17 protein-coding genes and 1 pseudogene are annotated in these 16,201 nt (G+C 47.2%); 7 read left to right on the top strand and 11 right to left on the bottom strand.

Annotated features, from left to right (window positions below; translation table 11 throughout):
- Positions 1 to 19 precede the first annotated feature (19 nt).
- The 4 genes from NDI42_RS23170 to phaA form a co-directional block, all read right to left on the bottom strand.
- Positions 20 to 874, bottom strand: a complete 855-nt coding sequence (locus tag NDI42_RS23170) for an alpha/beta fold hydrolase (RefSeq protein ID WP_190459006.1) — start codon at positions 872 to 874, stop codon at positions 20 to 22.
- Between the two features lie 83 nt (positions 875 to 957).
- Positions 958 to 1,686 (bottom strand): acetoacetyl-CoA reductase PhaB, encoded by a 729-nt coding sequence (phaB, locus tag NDI42_RS23165; RefSeq protein WP_190459005.1) that lies wholly within the window; start codon positions 1,684 to 1,686, stop codon positions 958 to 960.
- 211 nt (positions 1,687 to 1,897) lie between these two features.
- On the bottom strand, positions 1,898 to 2,935 hold the full coding sequence (locus tag NDI42_RS23160) for a hemerythrin domain-containing protein (RefSeq protein WP_190459003.1): 1,038 nt from the start codon (positions 2,933 to 2,935) through the stop codon (positions 1,898 to 1,900).
- Positions 2,936 to 3,428: 493 nt separating this feature from the next.
- Positions 3,429 to 4,619 carry an acetyl-CoA acetyltransferase PhaA gene (phaA, locus tag NDI42_RS23155; RefSeq protein ID WP_190459001.1) on the bottom strand — a complete coding sequence of 397 codons (1,191 nt, stop codon included), beginning with the start codon at positions 4,617 to 4,619 and terminating at the stop codon, positions 3,429 to 3,431.
- Positions 4,620 to 5,000: 381 nt separating this feature from the next.
- Here phaA and NDI42_RS23150 point away from each other — a divergent pair, with 381 nt between their 5' ends.
- On the top strand, positions 5,001 to 5,282 hold the full coding sequence (locus NDI42_RS23150) for a hypothetical protein (protein WP_190458999.1): 282 nt from the start codon (positions 5,001 to 5,003) through the stop codon (positions 5,280 to 5,282).
- Positions 5,283 to 5,707: 425 nt separating this feature from the next.
- Positions 5,708 to 6,934 (top strand): sensor histidine kinase, encoded by a 1,227-nt coding sequence (locus NDI42_RS23145; RefSeq protein ID WP_190458997.1) that lies wholly within the window; start codon positions 5,708 to 5,710, stop codon positions 6,932 to 6,934.
- Positions 6,935 to 6,980: 46 nt separating this feature from the next.
- On the opposite strand, the gene NDI42_RS23140 is transcribed toward NDI42_RS23145, so the two are convergent.
- Positions 6,981 to 7,388 carry a response regulator transcription factor gene (locus tag NDI42_RS23140; protein WP_190436563.1) on the bottom strand — a complete coding sequence of 136 codons (408 nt, stop codon included), beginning with the start codon at positions 7,386 to 7,388 and terminating at the stop codon, positions 6,981 to 6,983.
- Positions 7,389 to 7,785: 397 nt separating this feature from the next.
- Here NDI42_RS23140 and NDI42_RS23135 point away from each other — a divergent pair, with 397 nt between their 5' ends.
- A complete protein-coding gene (locus NDI42_RS23135; RefSeq protein WP_190459035.1) occupies positions 7,786 to 8,319 on the top strand; it encodes a vitamin K epoxide reductase family protein in 534 nt (177 codons plus the stop codon).
- A 484-nt stretch (positions 8,320 to 8,803) separates the two neighbouring features.
- Complete coding sequence (locus NDI42_RS23130) at positions 8,804 to 10,876, top strand: SDR family NAD(P)-dependent oxidoreductase (RefSeq protein WP_190458995.1); 2,073 nt, start codon at positions 8,804 to 8,806, stop codon at positions 10,874 to 10,876.
- A gap of 77 nt (positions 10,877 to 10,953) precedes the next feature.
- Here the strand turns inward: NDI42_RS23130 and NDI42_RS23125 are convergent.
- Together NDI42_RS23125 and NDI42_RS23120 are read right to left on the bottom strand one after the other, a co-directional pair.
- Positions 10,954 to 11,286, bottom strand: a pseudogene (locus NDI42_RS23125) (DUF5615 family PIN-like protein).
- Positions 11,283 to 11,513 (bottom strand): DUF433 domain-containing protein, encoded by a 231-nt coding sequence (locus NDI42_RS23120; RefSeq protein ID WP_190458993.1) that lies wholly within the window; start codon positions 11,511 to 11,513, stop codon positions 11,283 to 11,285. The pseudogene NDI42_RS23125 and the gene NDI42_RS23120 overlap by 4 nt, the downstream one beginning before the upstream one ends.
- Positions 11,514 to 11,826: 313 nt before the next feature.
- On the opposite strand from NDI42_RS23120, the gene NDI42_RS23115 reads away from it, so the two are divergent.
- The 3 genes from NDI42_RS23115 to NDI42_RS23105 all read left to right on the top strand — a co-directional run bounded on the left by NDI42_RS23115 (position 11,827) and on the right by NDI42_RS23105 (position 14,644).
- Positions 11,827 to 12,789: an aldo/keto reductase gene (locus tag NDI42_RS23115; RefSeq protein WP_190458992.1), complete on the top strand. Its 963-nt coding sequence runs from the start codon at positions 11,827 to 11,829 to the stop codon at positions 12,787 to 12,789.
- Positions 12,790 to 12,819: 30 nt separating this feature from the next.
- Entirely contained in the window at positions 12,820 to 13,023 is a 204-nt protein-coding gene (locus tag NDI42_RS23110; RefSeq protein WP_190458990.1) for a hypothetical protein, read from the top strand.
- Positions 13,024 to 13,348: 325 nt separating this feature from the next.
- Positions 13,349 to 14,644 (top strand): WD40 repeat domain-containing protein, encoded by a 1,296-nt coding sequence (locus NDI42_RS23105; protein WP_190458988.1) that lies wholly within the window; start codon positions 13,349 to 13,351, stop codon positions 14,642 to 14,644.
- A 14-nt stretch (positions 14,645 to 14,658) separates the two neighbouring features.
- Here NDI42_RS23105 and NDI42_RS23100 read toward each other — a convergent pair whose 3' ends face one another.
- The 4 genes from NDI42_RS23100 to NDI42_RS23085 form a co-directional block, all read right to left on the bottom strand.
- On the bottom strand, positions 14,659 to 14,844 hold the full coding sequence (locus NDI42_RS23100) for a hypothetical protein (protein WP_190458986.1): 186 nt from the start codon (positions 14,842 to 14,844) through the stop codon (positions 14,659 to 14,661).
- 78 nt (positions 14,845 to 14,922) lie between these two features.
- Complete coding sequence (locus tag NDI42_RS28960) at positions 14,923 to 15,297, bottom strand: HAD-IA family hydrolase (protein ID WP_399317942.1); 375 nt, start codon at positions 15,295 to 15,297, stop codon at positions 14,923 to 14,925.
- A complete protein-coding gene (locus NDI42_RS23090; protein ID WP_190458984.1) occupies positions 15,227 to 15,613 on the bottom strand; it encodes an HAD family hydrolase in 387 nt (128 codons plus the stop codon). Before NDI42_RS23090 ends, NDI42_RS28960 begins: the two co-directional genes overlap by 71 nt.
- Before the next feature lie 38 nt (positions 15,614 to 15,651).
- A complete protein-coding gene (locus tag NDI42_RS23085; protein ID WP_199311376.1) occupies positions 15,652 to 16,050 on the bottom strand; it encodes an alpha/beta hydrolase in 399 nt (132 codons plus the stop codon).
- Between the last annotated feature and the right edge of the window lie 151 nt (positions 16,051 to 16,201).

Below are 16,201 nucleotides of genomic sequence, written 5' to 3'. Positions count from 1 at the left end.
CCGCAGGGTTGACAGTTTTCTAAGCACCAACTCCAGCGAGAAACTGGCTCAACTCAGCACTGAAAATTTCCGGACGTTCGACATGGGGTAAGTGACCGCAATCGGGGATCAAGGCGAGGTGTCCTTGCTTTAGGCGGCTAACCGCGTCGTGAGCTTGCTCTTTCGGGAGAACCACATCCTCCGTCCCCCACACGACAAGAGTCGGCATCGGTAACTCTCCTAGAGAGTCGAGAAACACTTGATGCTGTCCAAATACATTCAGCTGGGCGCGCAACGAGGTCAGAGTAGCTTGAAGAAAACCAGGCATCTGAGACATTCGCTCTTGCTCTGCTATCCACACCGCGGGAGCCTGCGCGGGATGGGCGAAAAACAGTGTCGCTCGTAACCAAGACCGCATCTTAGCACCAGGAGGCGTTTGGCACCCAATGATCGCTACATCCCCATACCCAGGTAAAGTTAACTGGGACAGTAACGGGGTGACTGCGTAACCAAGTCCGGAACTATCTACCAGCACCAAAGCTGCGACTTGTTCGGGACGGGATAGGGCAAAGCGTAATGCAACCTGACCGCCTAGGGAGTTGCCAACCAACACCGCCCGCTCAATTCCAAGCGCGTCCAGAAAATCGACCAAGAACTGCTTAAGAAACTCTGGCGTATACTCAAGGGATGGTTTGGCACTATCACCAAAACCGGGAAAGTCCGGCGCATAGACGCGATAGGTAGCTCCCAGCTTGGGAAGCACCCAAGACCAATCAAGAGCGCTGGCACTATCTCCATGTAGCAGCACTAACGGTAGACCATCATCGCCTGCTTTAAAGTAGCGGATACTTAAACCGCTTACATTGATTCGCCGCTCTTCAACTTCGGTTTTCACGCTTGGCTCCAATCCTGTCTAAATAATGAAGTTTAATTATTAGTATTGAATGGGCATTCAACCCAATGCGATCGCTATTGCCCTCAAGTGTGATGAGCGCCGTTGACTCTCACCACTTCGCCAGTAACGTAGCTGCTAGCGCTCGGCGAAAGCAGGAATGCAACTGCCCAAGCAACCTCCTCTGGCTTACCGAAGCGACGAAGCGGAATCTCGGACACAATGCGCTCTTTCACCTTATCTGGAACCGACTTAACCATATCAGTCTCAATAAATCCCGGTGATACAGCGTTGACTCGTACCCCATAACGAGCCGCTTCTAAAGCGAGGGACTTGGTTAAACCAATCACAGCTGCCTTGGTTGCGGCGTAGTTAGTTTGACCGATGTTTCCCCGTTCACCCGAAATCGAGCTAATGCAAACCACAGAGCCTTCTTTCCGCTCGTACATTTTGGGGATAACGGGCATCAAGGTGTAGTAAACTCCTTTCAAGTTAGTGTCAATTACGGCATCCCAGTCTTGGGTCGTCAGTTTGGGAAAAAAGTTGTCTTGGGTAATCCCAGCATTCGCCACAATTCCATAAATCGACCCTAGTTTCTGTTCAACCTGTTCTGCTACTGCTTCCATCGCTGCCTTGTCGGTTACATCAGCTTGGATTGCGATCGCTCCATGCTGACCATTGGTAGAGCTAATACTGCGCTGGGTGTAAGCTACCTTAGCTCCCAGCTCCTCCAAGAGACTGACGATAGCGGCTCCTATCCCTCGACTACCACCCGTTACCAAGACGACTTTATCTTCCAGTCCCAAAGACACCATGAGCCACTTTCACCCCTATTTCTATTACTAATTCCAGTGTCTTCGCCGCTTAGCGCCAATATTTGCAGTTGTAGTTGAGCGACAGTGAAACCCAACAAATGTTTATCAATGTTATGCGTCAGCGGTTCAGATCCCCGACTTCTTTGAGAAGTCGGGGATCTCGGCTTCACGAATCATTTAGGACTGCTATAGGAGTCGTGAATTATTGCAATTAGGCTGACATTTCTTGCTGAATCTTGCTCTTAGCAGCTTTGAATTCAGTAGCCATTTGCTCTTTCTGCTCAGCGCTGCAATTTCTGTCAATTGCCGTGAACATCGTAAATTCTTCTTGGCGAATGTGGTCGCCAACAACATCCATCAAGTCTTTAATTTTTGATCTGAACCCGTCGGCATTAGCAGGGTCAATCGCCTTAATTTCATCGAGCATCTGCTTCATTTGCGCTTGCTCATTGTAAAGCTCTTGAGTGTTGTCATCGCCGTAGAACGAACGTACTTTCGGGTACACTACTTCTTCTTCTGCTTGAGCGTGTGTTAATAAATCTTTGTAGATTTGCCCGAAATACTCTTGGAGCTTTTGAGGATCTTTCGTCGCTCCAACTTCAGTGAAAAGTGTATTCACTTTCTCATGATCCAGCCGGATAAGGGTCTGGATATTCATATCTTGCTTGTCAGTGTTTTGGGTAGTTATGCTACCAGCTACACCCGATAGGGCGGCAACTGCATCTTGCACCCTTGCCCAGAGTCCCTGATGTGCGTCTTGACCCGTCATTTCGCGGACTCCCACCTGTTCGAGCATCCCTTTGAGCTGTTCTTGGTGAGCGCGACCCTCGAAGTTGACAGTATTCAGAGGCCCAATTGCCACTTCAATATCAGCCCCTACAACCTGAGCGGCTTTGTGGATCATGATTCCACTCATGGCTTGACCATGCTTCATCAGTTCGTGGTGAATGAGTTTCTGATAATAGGTAAACTCATCACCTGACATCATTTGCTCAAACTGCGGAATAAATATCTTGGTTGCAGCACTCGGTTCAGATTGAATGCCGTATTGAACGATTACAGTGTCTATAATGCCCAGATTTTTCTGGTCATCAGAAAGCATATTTTGGAGACGTTCGCGAACATCTTCATAAGGGCAGGCATCTATGAGTTTTTGATCGTTAGAGATGATTAAACTTTGAAAGGCTCTCAGGTCTGCCAATCTTTCGCCAATCGCCATCCGCTTTGTATCGTCTATTGTTGTAACCATGCTTTGTTATCCTGTAGGAAAATAATCTGATTGATACCCGCTTCACGGCAGAGGTAATGTAGCTCAATACAAGTTACCCAAATATTGCTCACAGAGCTATTAGAGGTGTTGTTCACCCCTTGCTTTGAGAACCCGAACGAACACCATTACCTTAGTTTTGGAAATGGGTTATTTCAAGCGACAAAAACCTTGAATATCTTGATTTTGTCGTTAATCCAGTTCTCTTCCACCTAGCCCAGGTTAGATGTTTTGGTTTAGCTCACAAAAAGCTGGATCGGTTACAGAACCAAGAATTCTACGGCTCCAAGTTGTAAGAGGATGTTTGAAAAGTGCTTTTCCAAACGCTATGGGTTAGAGATCCTCCTAAATCCTCCTTAAAAAGGAGGACTTTGAAGATTTCCCTCCCTTAAAAAGGGGACTGGGGGGATCTCCAAGATTTCAGCGTCACATAGATAGTTCAAACATCCTCTAAATGTCTTGGAAGTGTCAATTATCAAAGCCGCTCAATTGCGATCGCAGTCCCGCCACCAGTACCATGACACACCGATGCCAGTCCCATCTGCCCATTTCGCTCCTGCAAGGCGTTGAGCAGGGTGACGATGATTCGCGCCCCGGAAGCGCCGATGGGATGCCCCAGCGCGATCGCTCCTCCATAGACATTCAGCTTCTCGTAAGGAATGCCCAGCTTTCGGTTGAACAGCACGCTGCTTAAAGCAAAAGCCTCGTTGTTCTCGAACAAGTCAAAGTCGTAGATTCTCATCTTGAGCTTGTCTAAAAGCTTGTTGACTGCCAGAATCGGAACTTCTGGGAAGCGCCAAGTTTCTCCACCTATCGACGCTCCCCCAAGGATGCGAGCTATAGGTTTGAGCTTATAGCGTTCTACCGCCGTTTTGCTTGCCAAAACTAAACCTGCGGCTCCATCGGATATCTGACTGCTGTTTCCAGCCGTGAACACCCCATCTTCCCTAAAAGCAGGCTTTAGCTTGGCAAGGCTCTGCAAGGTGGTTTCGGGGCGAATTCCCTCATCTTTGTCCACGAGTTGCAATCCTTTTTTGCCCTCTATTTTTATTGGTGCGATCTCCTTGTTGAACCAGCCGTTCTCGGTTGCGATCGCTGCCCTAGCTTGTGAATATAGCGCTACTTCGTCCAAATCATCCCGCGTCACTTGGTAAGCTTCTGCCAGCCGCTCAGCTTGCTCTCCCATCGTTTCGCCGGTCGTGGAATCGGTAAGACCGTCGTAAAGCAAAATATCGCTGAGTTGCTCTGGCGCACCCAGTAGCATTTTATACCCCCATCTGGCTCGATGCGATAGGAAAAACCCTGTCTGGGACATGGATTCCATACCACCCGCAAGTACCATTTCCGCTTCCCTAGAGCGGATAGCCGTGGCGGCGTTCATCACGCTCATCATTCCCGACGAACACACCATATCCACTGCATACCCGTTCACCGTCTGGGGAATCCCGGTTTTGAAAGCTGCCTGACGGGGTAATGACTGCCCGTGTCCCGCCCTGAGTACGTTACCAAAGATATACAGGTCTAAAGCTTCCCCCGAAACTTCCGCCCGATCCAACGCCGCTTGCATGACGTGGGCACCTAATTCTACTGGGGAAAAACCCGCTAAGGCACCTCCAAACCGACCAAGCGGCGTGCGTACTGCCGAGACAATATAGGCTTCTTGCATACATCCTCATTATTTTTTACAATGTCACGTCGTCCAGATATACCAACTTAAAGCGGGATGTTTATTGAGGCTAATTTCCTTAGTTTTAGGAAGGTTTCATTATTTATACAAAGTCGAGCTAAAGCTATCAGTTCTTTATAGCTTTATGGGACTGACTCAACCCATATTTCTCCGCTTATCTAACTGTCATAGAGTGATTTTTAGCAAAGTTTCCACGCTAAAAATCAAAAGACGATCTTTTTAATTTCTATTTACAACAAACTTAAAAAAATTACTTTATTTATAAATCATCCATTAGAGCTAATTACCAATTATTATTTGATTAAGATGGTGGATCAAGACAATCAGCATCCAAGTAAAAAAGTAAAAGGAGTAACAGTAATGGATTGGGCAAATAATTTTGAGCAATTTACCAGGCAGTTAAGCGAATTACAGAGTGGTATTTTTAAGAGCTGGAATTCTACCATGCCGACTATGCAAGGTTTCAACACGCAAAATTACCGGGAGACTTTCGATAAGACTCTGAAATTTCAGGAAGAAGTGCTGACAAGTTCTCTGCAATTCCAGGCTTTAGTGGCTCGTCTCTCCATCGAAACTCAGAAGCAATTTTGGGAGGGATATTTCAATACAATCCGGAATACTCAGCTCAAAAAGTCTGAGTAACTCTTAGAGTTGCCTTTGACTCACATAGATAGTGGGTTTAGATTTTTTAGAGGTTGTTTGTAAAATTATCTACTTTCCAAACATCCTCAAAGGATTAATAAAGCTTGCCAAGACATTTCTTGGGAGCTTTTTTAGTATAAAACAGTTTTCTAAAAAAAGTTTTATATTCATTCATACATCAAAATGTTCAATTTACAAAACAAGCCATAGACTAAACTAAACCTAGTAATTTCTTTAATCCTCTACCTATAGAAAGGACATAATGTTAAGCAGCTTTGTACTTTTGAATACAAAGGTCTGAAAGCGGTGCTGAACCTGGGGAAAAATTTTTTAAAGTCTACTCGACCGACTAAACTTCGCGATCGCTCAATGTAGAATGATGCCAAGAAGGTTTTTGACCTGTCCTCCCCACGCCTCTTGCCACAATGGATTTTAGCCAATTGCTCGTTGAAAAAATAGACGCGATCGCCAAAAACTGGGTTGAAGCAATCCGTTCGGATAGGCAGATTTCCAGCACTGACGATTTACCCCGCTCAGCTATACAGAATCATATTCCCGATGTGCTAAAGGCGATGGCAACTGTGCTTTGCCAGTCGCAGGAAAACGATATTCAGTCCATCGTTGAGAACAGCTTGCATCATGGCGTTCTGCGGGCTGAACAAGGTTTCGCTCCTACAGAAATTGCGCGAGAGTATCGTCTACTGCGACAGACGATCTTTTCCACTTTAGAGGCAGATTTACTAGAGGGTACGGTTCCCGAAGTGATGCGAGCTTACAATGTGATTGACGCGACCATCGACGAAGCGATCGCCCAATGCTTCAAAAGTTATGTAGAGGAGCGATTGCAAGAACTACAGCAGGTGCAAAGTCAGGTAGAGTTAACCAATCAAGAACTAACTCGCTTGGTAAAAGCGAATCAGGATAATCTCTCTCAACTAGCCCACGAACTTAAAAATCCTCTGAATTCGATTATTGGCTACTCGGAGCTGATGTTACGCTCTTCACGAAAGAATGTTGAAGTTCAAGACAATTTCCCGAATCTGGAACACATTGAGCGAGTGCTACGCAATAGCAGACACTTACTGCGCCTGATCAACGATACCCTGGAAATCTCCCGGTATTCAGCAGGGAAAATAGAACTGCACCCAGAACGAATAGATGTACGCTCTTTAATCAACAATGTAGTTGAAATGTTGGAGCCTTTGGCTGCTGCCAAAGAGCTACAAATTGTGGTCGATTGTGATTCGGCTAGTGCCGATAGTTTTGATACACGCGCTCCTGAAAAAGTGCTAACAGACCCTTTGCGATTACAGCAAATTGTCACGAATCTTCTAAGCAACGCGATTCGCTACACAGAGACAGGAAGTGTCCAATTAACGTGTCAGATGCTATCTGATAACCGCTGGTCTATTGCAGTGAGCGACACCGGAGTTGGGATTTCTCCAGAAGACCAGGCGCGGGTTTTTGACCCCTTCTTTCAAGCTGGAACTAGCGATCGCATACCCGATAGCACTGGCTTAGGTTTGGCAATTGTCGCGCAACTGGTAAACCTAATGCAAGGCAAAATTGAGCTGGCATCCGAGGTTGGAGTTGGCTCCACCTTCACCGTCATCTTGCCGCTAGAAGTGAAAACCCTGGAATCAATTTCTTGAGTTTTGGTTTTATCTGTTTTTTCTCTAACTTGTATAATTCTTGAAATTATTGAGCAGGATTAACGATGGTTTTCAATCGTAAAGATGCTTTAATTCTTGCCATTAACTCCTCAAAATCAATCGGCTTCCGAATGAAGTCATTAGCTCCTAGCTCTAATCCTTGAGGGATACTAGCATTCTCACTTGCTGTAATCATCAGAATCGGAATAAAAGGAAGTTTCGTATTTTCCCGAACACGGCGAGTTACTTCATAGCCATCCATTCCTGGCATCATGGCATCCATCAATATTAAGTCCGGTGGCGATGCTTCTATCTTGGCTAACGCTGACTTACCATTTCTAGCGCTATCAATCTCATACCCTTCTTCCGCCAAAATCGCCTCTAGGAGGGATACATTATCCTCTAGATCATCAACCAATAAAATGCGTTTAGCTTGAGCTTGAGACGACACCATAAAATTAACCCTCCCTGTGGGTAAAGACACTTATAAAAGTTTCTAAATTTTCTAATCTTTTAAATAGTAGTTGTTTGCTTGCTAACTAACCTCTTACCTTAGGGGAGTTTCCGCTTAAACCAACGGAGAATCGTGGGAGGAAAAAGAATCTGATATTAAGCCAGTTTGTACCCTTGAATACCACAACCTATCAAACGCAGCGTTGAAGAAGTACCTCCAGCGTAAGAGGTACGCATCAAACCGATTCGTGAAAATGGTAAACAATTTATTCGACTATCAGCTCCGGGCGCGATCGCTGACAAATAGAATACATACTGCGTATTCTATTCGTCGGTGGAAAGCTCCGTGCAAGCTGATGCAATCGTGTCAACGCATAGGTTATAAAGGATTGCGCTTCATGGAGCCACAACAACTAAGTCAGGAATTGCGGAAAGGACAAAACCCTCACATGAGCCGTCGGCGAGCGATTATCGGCTTGTCTATGCTGGGAGGTTCGATGGGACAGCTGGTGACGCTATACCAAACCGGGATTGTTAGCCACCTACCCGATCCTCCCGGACAAAAGCTTTTTGATGCAGACCGCGTTGACGCATCTAACTACGCTTACGACAAATTTAACTCGCCCGATGGCCCGATAATGGTGTTTACTTACGCCATCACTGCTTGGCTGGCTTCCGCTGGTGGTCTGGATCGCGCTAGGCGCAACCCGATATTACCAATTGCAATGGGTATAAAGATCCTGATAGATGCGGTGACGAATGTCGAGCTAGCTCGTGAAGAGTGGAGCGAGAACAAAGCATTTTGCGAGTACTGTCAAGTGGCAACGCTTTGCACGTTCGCGTCCCTAGTGTTGGCAGCGCCTGAAGTTATGGCTGCTACTCGCACCCTACTCGGACGCGGCGACAAGGACACCGCAGAGAACACACAGTAATCGATACACAGTAACCGATACAAGGACACCAAGCACCGAAGTGCAGTTAGTCTTCTTGAGAGCCTTTTTACCAGCACTTAGATTCCTGGTCTGCCTCCTGGTTAGCTTGATTATATCGGCTTCAGGTATATCTGAGCTTTTGGCTGGTTTAACCCACCCAAAAGCTCAACAATTGTATTCACGAGTACATTCCAACTTAAGACTAACTTCTCCCATTAGACTCAGCAGTCGCTTCAGTATCACAACCCATTAGTCAGAGGAGAGGAGAAGTCTAGCCTTCTAGGATTGAGGATGTTAACGGCTGAAAGGCTGCATCCCCTGTCTGGTTCCTATCTACGGTGGAGATGCACAAATTCAGCGTTAAGTCTCTTGGGGTCAAGGTGAACGCAGCGGTTTAGCATACCGAGACTACGGCACATCTGAGGTATTTAAGCCCAACGAGATGCAAATAGTTCAGTAGTGCAGGAATCAGCGTAAATCTCCTATGGATAATCAGAATTCTCTTATTCTTATTGCAATGAGCGTCGGCGCTTTGCTCGTCGTGCTTTGGGTGGTGAGAAGATGGTGGCGCGAACATCATCAATACGATCTCGCAGGCAAGACGGTGCTGCTGACGGGGGGTTCTCGCGGACTGGGTTTGGTGATGGCACGCCAGTTGGTGCAGCAAGGAGCGCGTTTGGCAATTTGTGCGCGCGATCGCGCAGAACTGGAAAGGGCGCGTAATGAATTAGAGCAGCAGGGTGGACAAGTATTGGCTTTGCCTTGCGATGTCACGAATAAATCCCAAGTTGAGCAGATGGTGCAGCAGGTAGGCGATCGCTTCGGTCAGATTGATGTCCTCATCAACAACGCAGGCACCGACCTAGTAGCGCCAATGGACGTATTGACGATGGAGGACTACGACGACTTGATGAAGCTGCATTTCTGGGCACCGCTATACACCACGTATGCAGTTCTGCCGGAAATGCGTCAACGAAAAGCTGGGCGCATCGTGAATATCTCTTCCATCGGTGGCAAGGTAGTTTCCCCACATATGTTGGCGTATTGTGCCAGCAAATTTGCCTTAACGGGTTTGTCTGAAGGGATGCGGGCAGAACTGGCAAAAGACGGGATTCCTGTAACAACAGTATGTCCCGGTTTCATCCGCACAGGCGTGATAGACCACGCTATGTTCAAAGGTCAGCACCGCAAGGAGTATACCTGGTTCAGCATTGCTGATTCCTTGCCCTTGATATCGACCAGTGCTGAAAATGTTGCTCGTCACACCATTGCTGCATTTCGACATGGTGATGCAGAGGTAATTGTGCCATTTCCAGCTTGGTTAAGTGCCAAACTCTTTGCACTCTTTCCAGGACTTAATTCCACTCTGCTGGGTTGGGCGAATCGGTTGTTACCTGGAACAGGTGGCATTGGTACCGAACGCGCTTTGGGAAAAGACAGTCACTCATTTCTGTCGCCTTCCGTGTTAACCACCTTGAGCGAACGAGCGGCACGTCGAAACAACGAGATTGCAACCGAGAAGGCAGATGGCGCGGGAGCAAATGGGCAGGTTGAAACTGAGCGATCAGCTTCGCTGGTGCGCTACGCGCAATCGCATGAACAGGTAGAAGCACAACAAGCCTCCGCAACAGAGGCTGAATCCTCTGGAATTACTGCGCGATCGCCATCGCCATCGCCGGAACCAGCGATCGCAGAAGACGACCAATCAGCATTCCCGTTGATCGAACCGTCCCACGCACCCGCTGAAATTCAAGCTGGTTTAAGCGAGATTCAATCCACGTTAGGCATTCCTTGGACACCGGCTTCCTGGCGTGCTTATGCCATGTATCCATCGGTGATGCAGTTGTTTTGGGAGCGTCTCAAACCGGCGACGCAAACCGAATCATTCTTGGAAAGTGCGATCGCGATTACCGAGCAGATTTACCGCGATACCAGCGATTGGTATCAACCGGGCTATCAAATTGATATGGACGAAGCACAACGGCATCAGATCCAGAGAGTCCTGAATGCGTTCACCTTTGGTAATCCCCAATTGCTGATTCAGCAAATTGCCTTGAGCCGAACCCTAGCAGGCGAAGTGGTTGGTCAGGAGGGCAATGGCAATGCTCGTCGCGGAGCCAATTCATATCAGCACACAGAAATTCAACTGATAGGGGAACAGTCTGTTCGGGAGATGTCGGCAGATATGCAACAGGTATATCGAGACATCAAACAAACTCTGGGTGTACCGATTGTCAACTCCGACTACCAGGCATTAGCCCGATGGTCTCCATTTTTCCTGGCAGCATGGGAAGACATCAAGCTGTGGCGGAAGCGACCAGAATATCAGCTTCTCAAGCAAGATATTGTACGCCGAGCAGAGCAAGCTGCCAGTCGTCTGCGTCCCGCTGTTGCGATTGGTGAGCGGGAAGTGCGCGATCTATTAGATAATCCCGAAGATTTCGAGCAGATTCAGCAGACCGTGGAAATGTTCAAGGATGTTTTGCCGGAATTGATTGTACAAGATGCCCTATTTCACATGGGTCTGGCAAATCTTCAATCGGTCACTAAACTTTGATATTTTTTAATATGCTGCGTTACCTCTTGCGTAGCGCATCAATCGATTTGGTTGAGAACACTAGACCAGATCACTCTTTAGTACAGTTCTAGGCAATGTAAAGTGGGGTTGTTCAAAAGCTCTTGAATTGCCTCTGCTCCAGAGCGAATTAAAGCTTCAACTTGGTTACTTGGTGCATTCCCGCAGCGTAGCCATACAACTTTAGGTGGAGAACCATACAGACGGCTTCTTTCCGCAAAGTCTGCATCTTGAGTCACGATACAACAATCGTTCGTACTAGCAAATTCTCATATTTCAGTATCCGTCTTTTCTGCCAATCCGTGAAACTGAACGTGGCTGGAATCAGGGAAAATATCTGCCAATCGGCTTACCAACTTACGACTTAAATTTTGATCGAAAAGTAGCTTCAAGCAGCACCCACCGAAGCAACTAAACGATGTTCGCGATCGGCGGCAAATTCTAGGCAGGCTCTAATGTCTTCTTCTGTCAATTCAGGAAAGTCTTCTAAAATCTCGGCATGGGACATACCAGCAGCAAGCCACCCTAGCACATCGTACACTGTGATTCGCATTCGTCGCACACAGGGCTTACCGCCTCGCTTATCTGGCTCAATCGTAATAATATCGCGATAGCTCATTGTGGTTATAGACTCCATAGCTCCCTCTAAGTCTAGACTAGGGATGCTCCTCCTAGATTTCAGCACGACTGGCAGCATAGTCTGATAGCACTGGTATCAGCGGTTCAGCTCCCCGACTTTTTAAAAAAGTTGGGTATCTCGCGTTCACGAGCGATCGCGTAACGCATCAACTCAATGATGTACCTCACACCTCCTGAATGACCAATACCCAGTTCTAGTGTGTCTCTAGCAAGATGTTGTGAACTTTTCCTTGCGTTTGAATTTGCTCATAGCTATATGCACTTAAGTAATAGCTGGCAGCCAAGGAGAACAGATGTCAGAAAGTACGTCAAACTCAGCAATGGTATACCGAACTCTTGGCAGCACAGGAGAGAGGGTTTCTGCGATCGGATTGGGTGGTTGGCACATTGGATTGAAGTATGTTGATGAGCAACTGGGTATCCGGATTGTTCGCACTGCGATCGACCGTGGCATCACCTTTATGGATAACAGTTGGGATTACAACGGTGGAGTCAGCGAGATTCGCATGGGGAAAGCTCTCCGCGATGGCTACCGAGACAAAGTATTCCTGATGACAAAAATTGACGGTCGCTCCAAGAAAGAAGCCACAAGACAGCTAGACGAATCACTCCAACGCCTGCAAGTTGATTGCATCGATCTCGTCCAGCACCACGAAATCCTCCGGTTCGAGGACCCACATCGAGTTTTCGATCCAGAAGGGGCAAATGCCGCCTTAATTGAGGCGCGGCAAGCTGGCAAACTCCGATATATTGGCTTCACTGGACACAAAGACCCCCAGATTCATCTGCATATGCTGGAAGTTGCAGCCAGTTATGGGTTTAAATTTGATGCAGCTCAGTTGCCACTCAATGTGATGGATGCACACTACCGAAGCTTTGGGAAGCTGGTTGTGCCAGAACTGGTTAAACAGGACATCGGCATTCTTGGCATGAAAAGCATGGCAAACGGGATTTTGTTACGGTCAAATACGGTAACGCCAATTGAGTGTCTGCACTATGCGCTGAATCTACCTACATCGGTTGTGATTACGGGAATTGACAGCATGGAGATTCTCGATCAAGCGTTTGAGGCGGTGCGGACGTTCCAGCCAATGAATGAGGATCAGGTGCGATCGCTGTTAGCAAAAACGGCAGAAGCGGCATCACGCGGCGAGTTTGAGCCATTCAAAACTTCATCAATTTTCGACAGCACTGCCCAGAATCTAGATTGGCTGGGAGAGGAGCCACAGCGCATCCAGCAATTGATGCCAACGTGATCGCAGAACACTCTACGGTGAACCAGTCTAGTGCGGAGTCCGCGATCGCTAATCGGCATCAACACCATCGAAGAATTTGGGCAATGGGATGAAGTCTACGCGATCGCACAGGAAACGATGCAGCAAGGGAACGGTGCTGCACGGCAACGGGACCTGTACAAGCGCACTGGTTTATTAGAGGATGTGGTTGATTTTGTTGTTCGAGAGACTGCAAAAGGAACGACGGCAGTTTAGAAGTTAGACAGGCAAAGGGTCGAGATTAAAGCGGTGCATGAGCCTAGACTTTCTAATCGCTATGGCACAGGATTTCCGGGGATACAAATGTTTTAGTCTATTCACCTTGAAATGAGTGGGGCGATTGCTCATTGCTTTATCTTCAAATCAGTCTGGTGTGTTACATTCCACTGATATACACTGCAAGCTTAGCGATCGCACCGCTCCGGTAAAGTTTTCGTAAAGATTCCAGAGTTGCTCCCAAAAATCCAGAGGCAAGCCAGAGAAAAGTCTATATTGGTATTAATCTAATACCAATTTATAGTTGTAATCGGGTGTTTTTGGAATGCTTAATTGCAAAAAATTTTCAATTATATTTATAGTTTCGCTAGTTGCGATCGCTGCTACGATTTACTTTAAAACTCGTGAAACTCGGAAAGTTATTGAGCTTGGGCGAATACATCAGTCTGTGATTAACGGCTTCCTATTTAGCCCAGATGGAAAAATAATTGCTACTTATAATGATCGCGAAGTGACCCTATGGAATCTTGAAGCAGAACAAATTCGGACATTATCATCTGATACAACAAAAGCTAAAATCAAGAGTTTCGTATTTAGTCCAGATGGGCAACTGATGGTAACTGCTAGTAATACTGGAGTGACTTTGTGGAACACTCAAGGAAAGCAATTGTGGACATCACCCTTCATAACTCAGGATTATTATCATATTCCTGTTGTAGATTTTCATCCTGATGGGAAGATGATTGTTGCTCGTGGCAACAAGGAAGTGAAACTCTGGAATCTTAACGGTGAGGAAATTCAGACTCTTCACCACAAAGAAACAATTGAGGCTTTCAGATTTAGCTTAGACGGACAAACTATTGCTACGCTTAGTCCTCAAGAGGTGAAGCTTTGGAGTCGCTCTGGGGAGGAGCGTCAGATTCTTAAGAGAAGCGGTCTGACTACTCCTTTGAGAGTTTCTACTAAAGGTTATGGCTCGTTTGACTACGTTAGTTTTAGCCCAGATGGAAGAACAATCATTACTATCGATAGTGGCAACGTAAACTTATGGAGCCAAGAAGGAAAGTTACTTAGAAATTTATCAACTTTAATGGCTGCCAACGTCGCACCTAATTCAAATAATACTGCTATCTTAACCTTGCATCCTCAAGGGGCTAGACTGTGGAATTATCAGGGGAAACTGCTATATTTCTTTAAACATCTTGATATGTCTTATACGAGTCAGGGTATAAGTTGGAGTCCGGATAACCAGATAGTTGCTACGGCTGGGTCAAGCGGGGTAACGCTCTGGAATGCAGAAGATGGAAAGAGAATTCAAACTTTGCCTAGAATATCCTTGTGGAATATTCTTGAGAATATAGACCATCACTCTTGCGAGGCTGTTTCTTTTAGCTCTAATGGCCAGATAATTGCTGCTATATGTAAATTTCCTGGTACTGGTGTTTTCAGTCCTGGTGTTTTCCAAGATGGGCTGAGGTTGTGGAGCCGAGACGGACAAGAACTTTGGACTCCAGATGAAAATGGATATGACAGTTATGTTTTTAGTCCAGATAGCCAAACGCTTGCTGTTAAGCATGAGGGTCAGCTAATTTTATTGAAATTAAGTGTAAGGAAGAGATAGATTTGAATTGTTTGCTACGGGAGTTTAGGCGTTAGTGCGATCGCATATCCTGTAAATTGCGTTTCCTGCGTCAATCCAACATCTGCTTTTTGCCAACACTTATACCATGTCTGCGATCGCATATCTTGTAGGTTGGCTTGACGGAGGAAACCCAACACATCAACACATACTTGATCCGTACCACAATAGCCCAATGGCACTCTCGATAAGCACCAGTTGAAGAGGAAAGTCTTATAAATTCCTGGCAATAGCCAACTTTATTCACCTTAACGAGCGTGTCATCCCTCCACGATCCGGTTCGCTGCTTCAACCAAATCACTAGCGACTACCTCCGGTTGCGGGTAAACACCGAGATAGTCCTTCTCCTCCTTATTAATGAAAGCAGTTCGCAAACCCGCGCAGGCGGCACCTGCAATGTCCCAGGCATGAGCAGCAACCATCCAGATATCGCCCTTGACATCCTGCTTCGCCAAGGCGTAGACATCCGGGTGCGGCTTCGTCTTTTGGATAGCATCACAGCAGAAGATGCTGCCGAAGTCCTCAAGAGCATTGGCTCGTTCCAGCAGCTTGTGGGTGGAGTCCTCACTGCCGTTGGTGAGGGCGACTAGCTTCCAGCCTGCTGTCGTTAGAAGCTTTTCGGCTTCTAACGACAGCAGGCTGGGGTTCCAGTTCGGAGAAAGCGTTCACTACATGCGTTAGCGAAGCGGGACGCGATCGCGTCCTTCGCATCTGAACATCTGCCTCAATTCCCAACACCTTGAGCGTCCGGGGTAGTTCTGCCTCTAGGACTTCCTTGAGCGGTCGGTAGCTGCCTGCATGGGAGAGGGCGAAGGCATCCCGTAAGGTTTGGGCAAACCAGAGTTCGAGAGCATGAGAGGGCGCACCCAGCTCTACCAATCTCTGGCGGGGCTTGTCCAAACTGAAGCAGGTGCCGATGATGTCGAATACTACAGTGCCTTTTGTGTTCATTCAGAGTTGATAAATTTAGATTCTACGAGAATACCCTGCTACGCCGTGAACCAGTCCAGTGCGGAGTCTGCGATCGCAGGAGGAATTGTGTGGGGGCCGTCGAACTCCCGATAAACCACATCGTAGCTAGCACCCCGCACCTGCGGCACTATCTTACGGCTGCAAACATCGATCGGTAAAACAGAGTCTCGCGTACCGTGCGAGATGAACAGGCGCGGTTCGCCAACCTGTGAAGCTGGTGCCATAAAACCGGGCGAGAACGCTATGACATGGGTGAACAAGTCGCCATTGGTGATGCCGACACTAAGCGCATAGGAAGCCCCGTCAGAGAAGCCCGCGATCGCAATCTTTGTGGGGTCTACAGCGTAGCGGTTGAACGTCTGCGCCAGCGTCTGGTCGATTAAGGCAATATCGGGGCCGTACCCACCGACCAGCACATCCCACGTCTGGCGGCGCGAGGCAGGTGCCAGCAGAATAGACCTCTTGCAAAAGTCGATGCTGAGGTAATATGGGGTCTAAACAAAGGCGCTCGCAAAAAACGGGTGAGCGATCACGCAGTCTGATTCATAAGAATATCTGATGAAATAC

Origin of the sequence: Funiculus sociatus GB2-C1 (assembly GCF_039962115.1) — a bacterium.
In the GTDB taxonomy this organism is placed as follows: Bacteria; Cyanobacteriota; Cyanobacteriia; order Cyanobacteriales; family FACHB-T130; genus Funiculus; species Funiculus sociatus.
This window is presented reverse-complemented; position numbering and strand designations above follow the sequence as displayed.

Bases quoted from the DNA above. Each gene is read 5' to 3' on its own strand.
- phaB (WP_190459005.1), bottom strand. From the start codon at position 1,686: ATGGTGTCTTTGGGACTGGAAGATAAAGTCGTCTTGGTAACGGGTGGT.
- NDI42_RS23160 (WP_190459003.1), bottom strand. From the start codon at position 2,935: ATGGTTACAACAATAGACGATACAAAGCGGATGGCGATTGGCGAAAGA.
- phaA (WP_190459001.1), bottom strand. From the start codon at position 4,619: ATGCAAGAAGCCTATATTGTCTCGGCAGTACGCACGCCGCTTGGTCGG.
- NDI42_RS23150 (WP_190458999.1), top strand. From the start codon at position 5,001: ATGGATTGGGCAAATAATTTTGAGCAATTTACCAGGCAGTTAAGCGAA.
- NDI42_RS23145 (WP_190458997.1), top strand. From the start codon at position 5,708: ATGGATTTTAGCCAATTGCTCGTTGAAAAAATAGACGCGATCGCCAAA.
- NDI42_RS23140 (WP_190436563.1), bottom strand. From the start codon at position 7,388: ATGGTGTCGTCTCAAGCTCAAGCTAAACGCATTTTATTGGTTGATGAT.
- NDI42_RS23135 (WP_190459035.1), top strand. From the start codon at position 7,786: ATGGAGCCACAACAACTAAGTCAGGAATTGCGGAAAGGACAAAACCCT.
- NDI42_RS23130 (WP_190458995.1), top strand. From the start codon at position 8,804: ATGGATAATCAGAATTCTCTTATTCTTATTGCAATGAGCGTCGGCGCT.
- NDI42_RS23120 (WP_190458993.1), bottom strand. From the start codon at position 11,513: ATGAGCTATCGCGATATTATTACGATTGAGCCAGATAAGCGAGGCGGT.
- NDI42_RS23115 (WP_190458992.1), top strand. From the start codon at position 11,827: ATGTCAGAAAGTACGTCAAACTCAGCAATGGTATACCGAACTCTTGGC.
- NDI42_RS23105 (WP_190458988.1), top strand. From the start codon at position 13,349: ATGCTTAATTGCAAAAAATTTTCAATTATATTTATAGTTTCGCTAGTT.
- NDI42_RS23090 (WP_190458984.1), bottom strand. From the start codon at position 15,613: ATGAACACAAAAGGCACTGTAGTATTCGACATCATCGGCACCTGCTTC.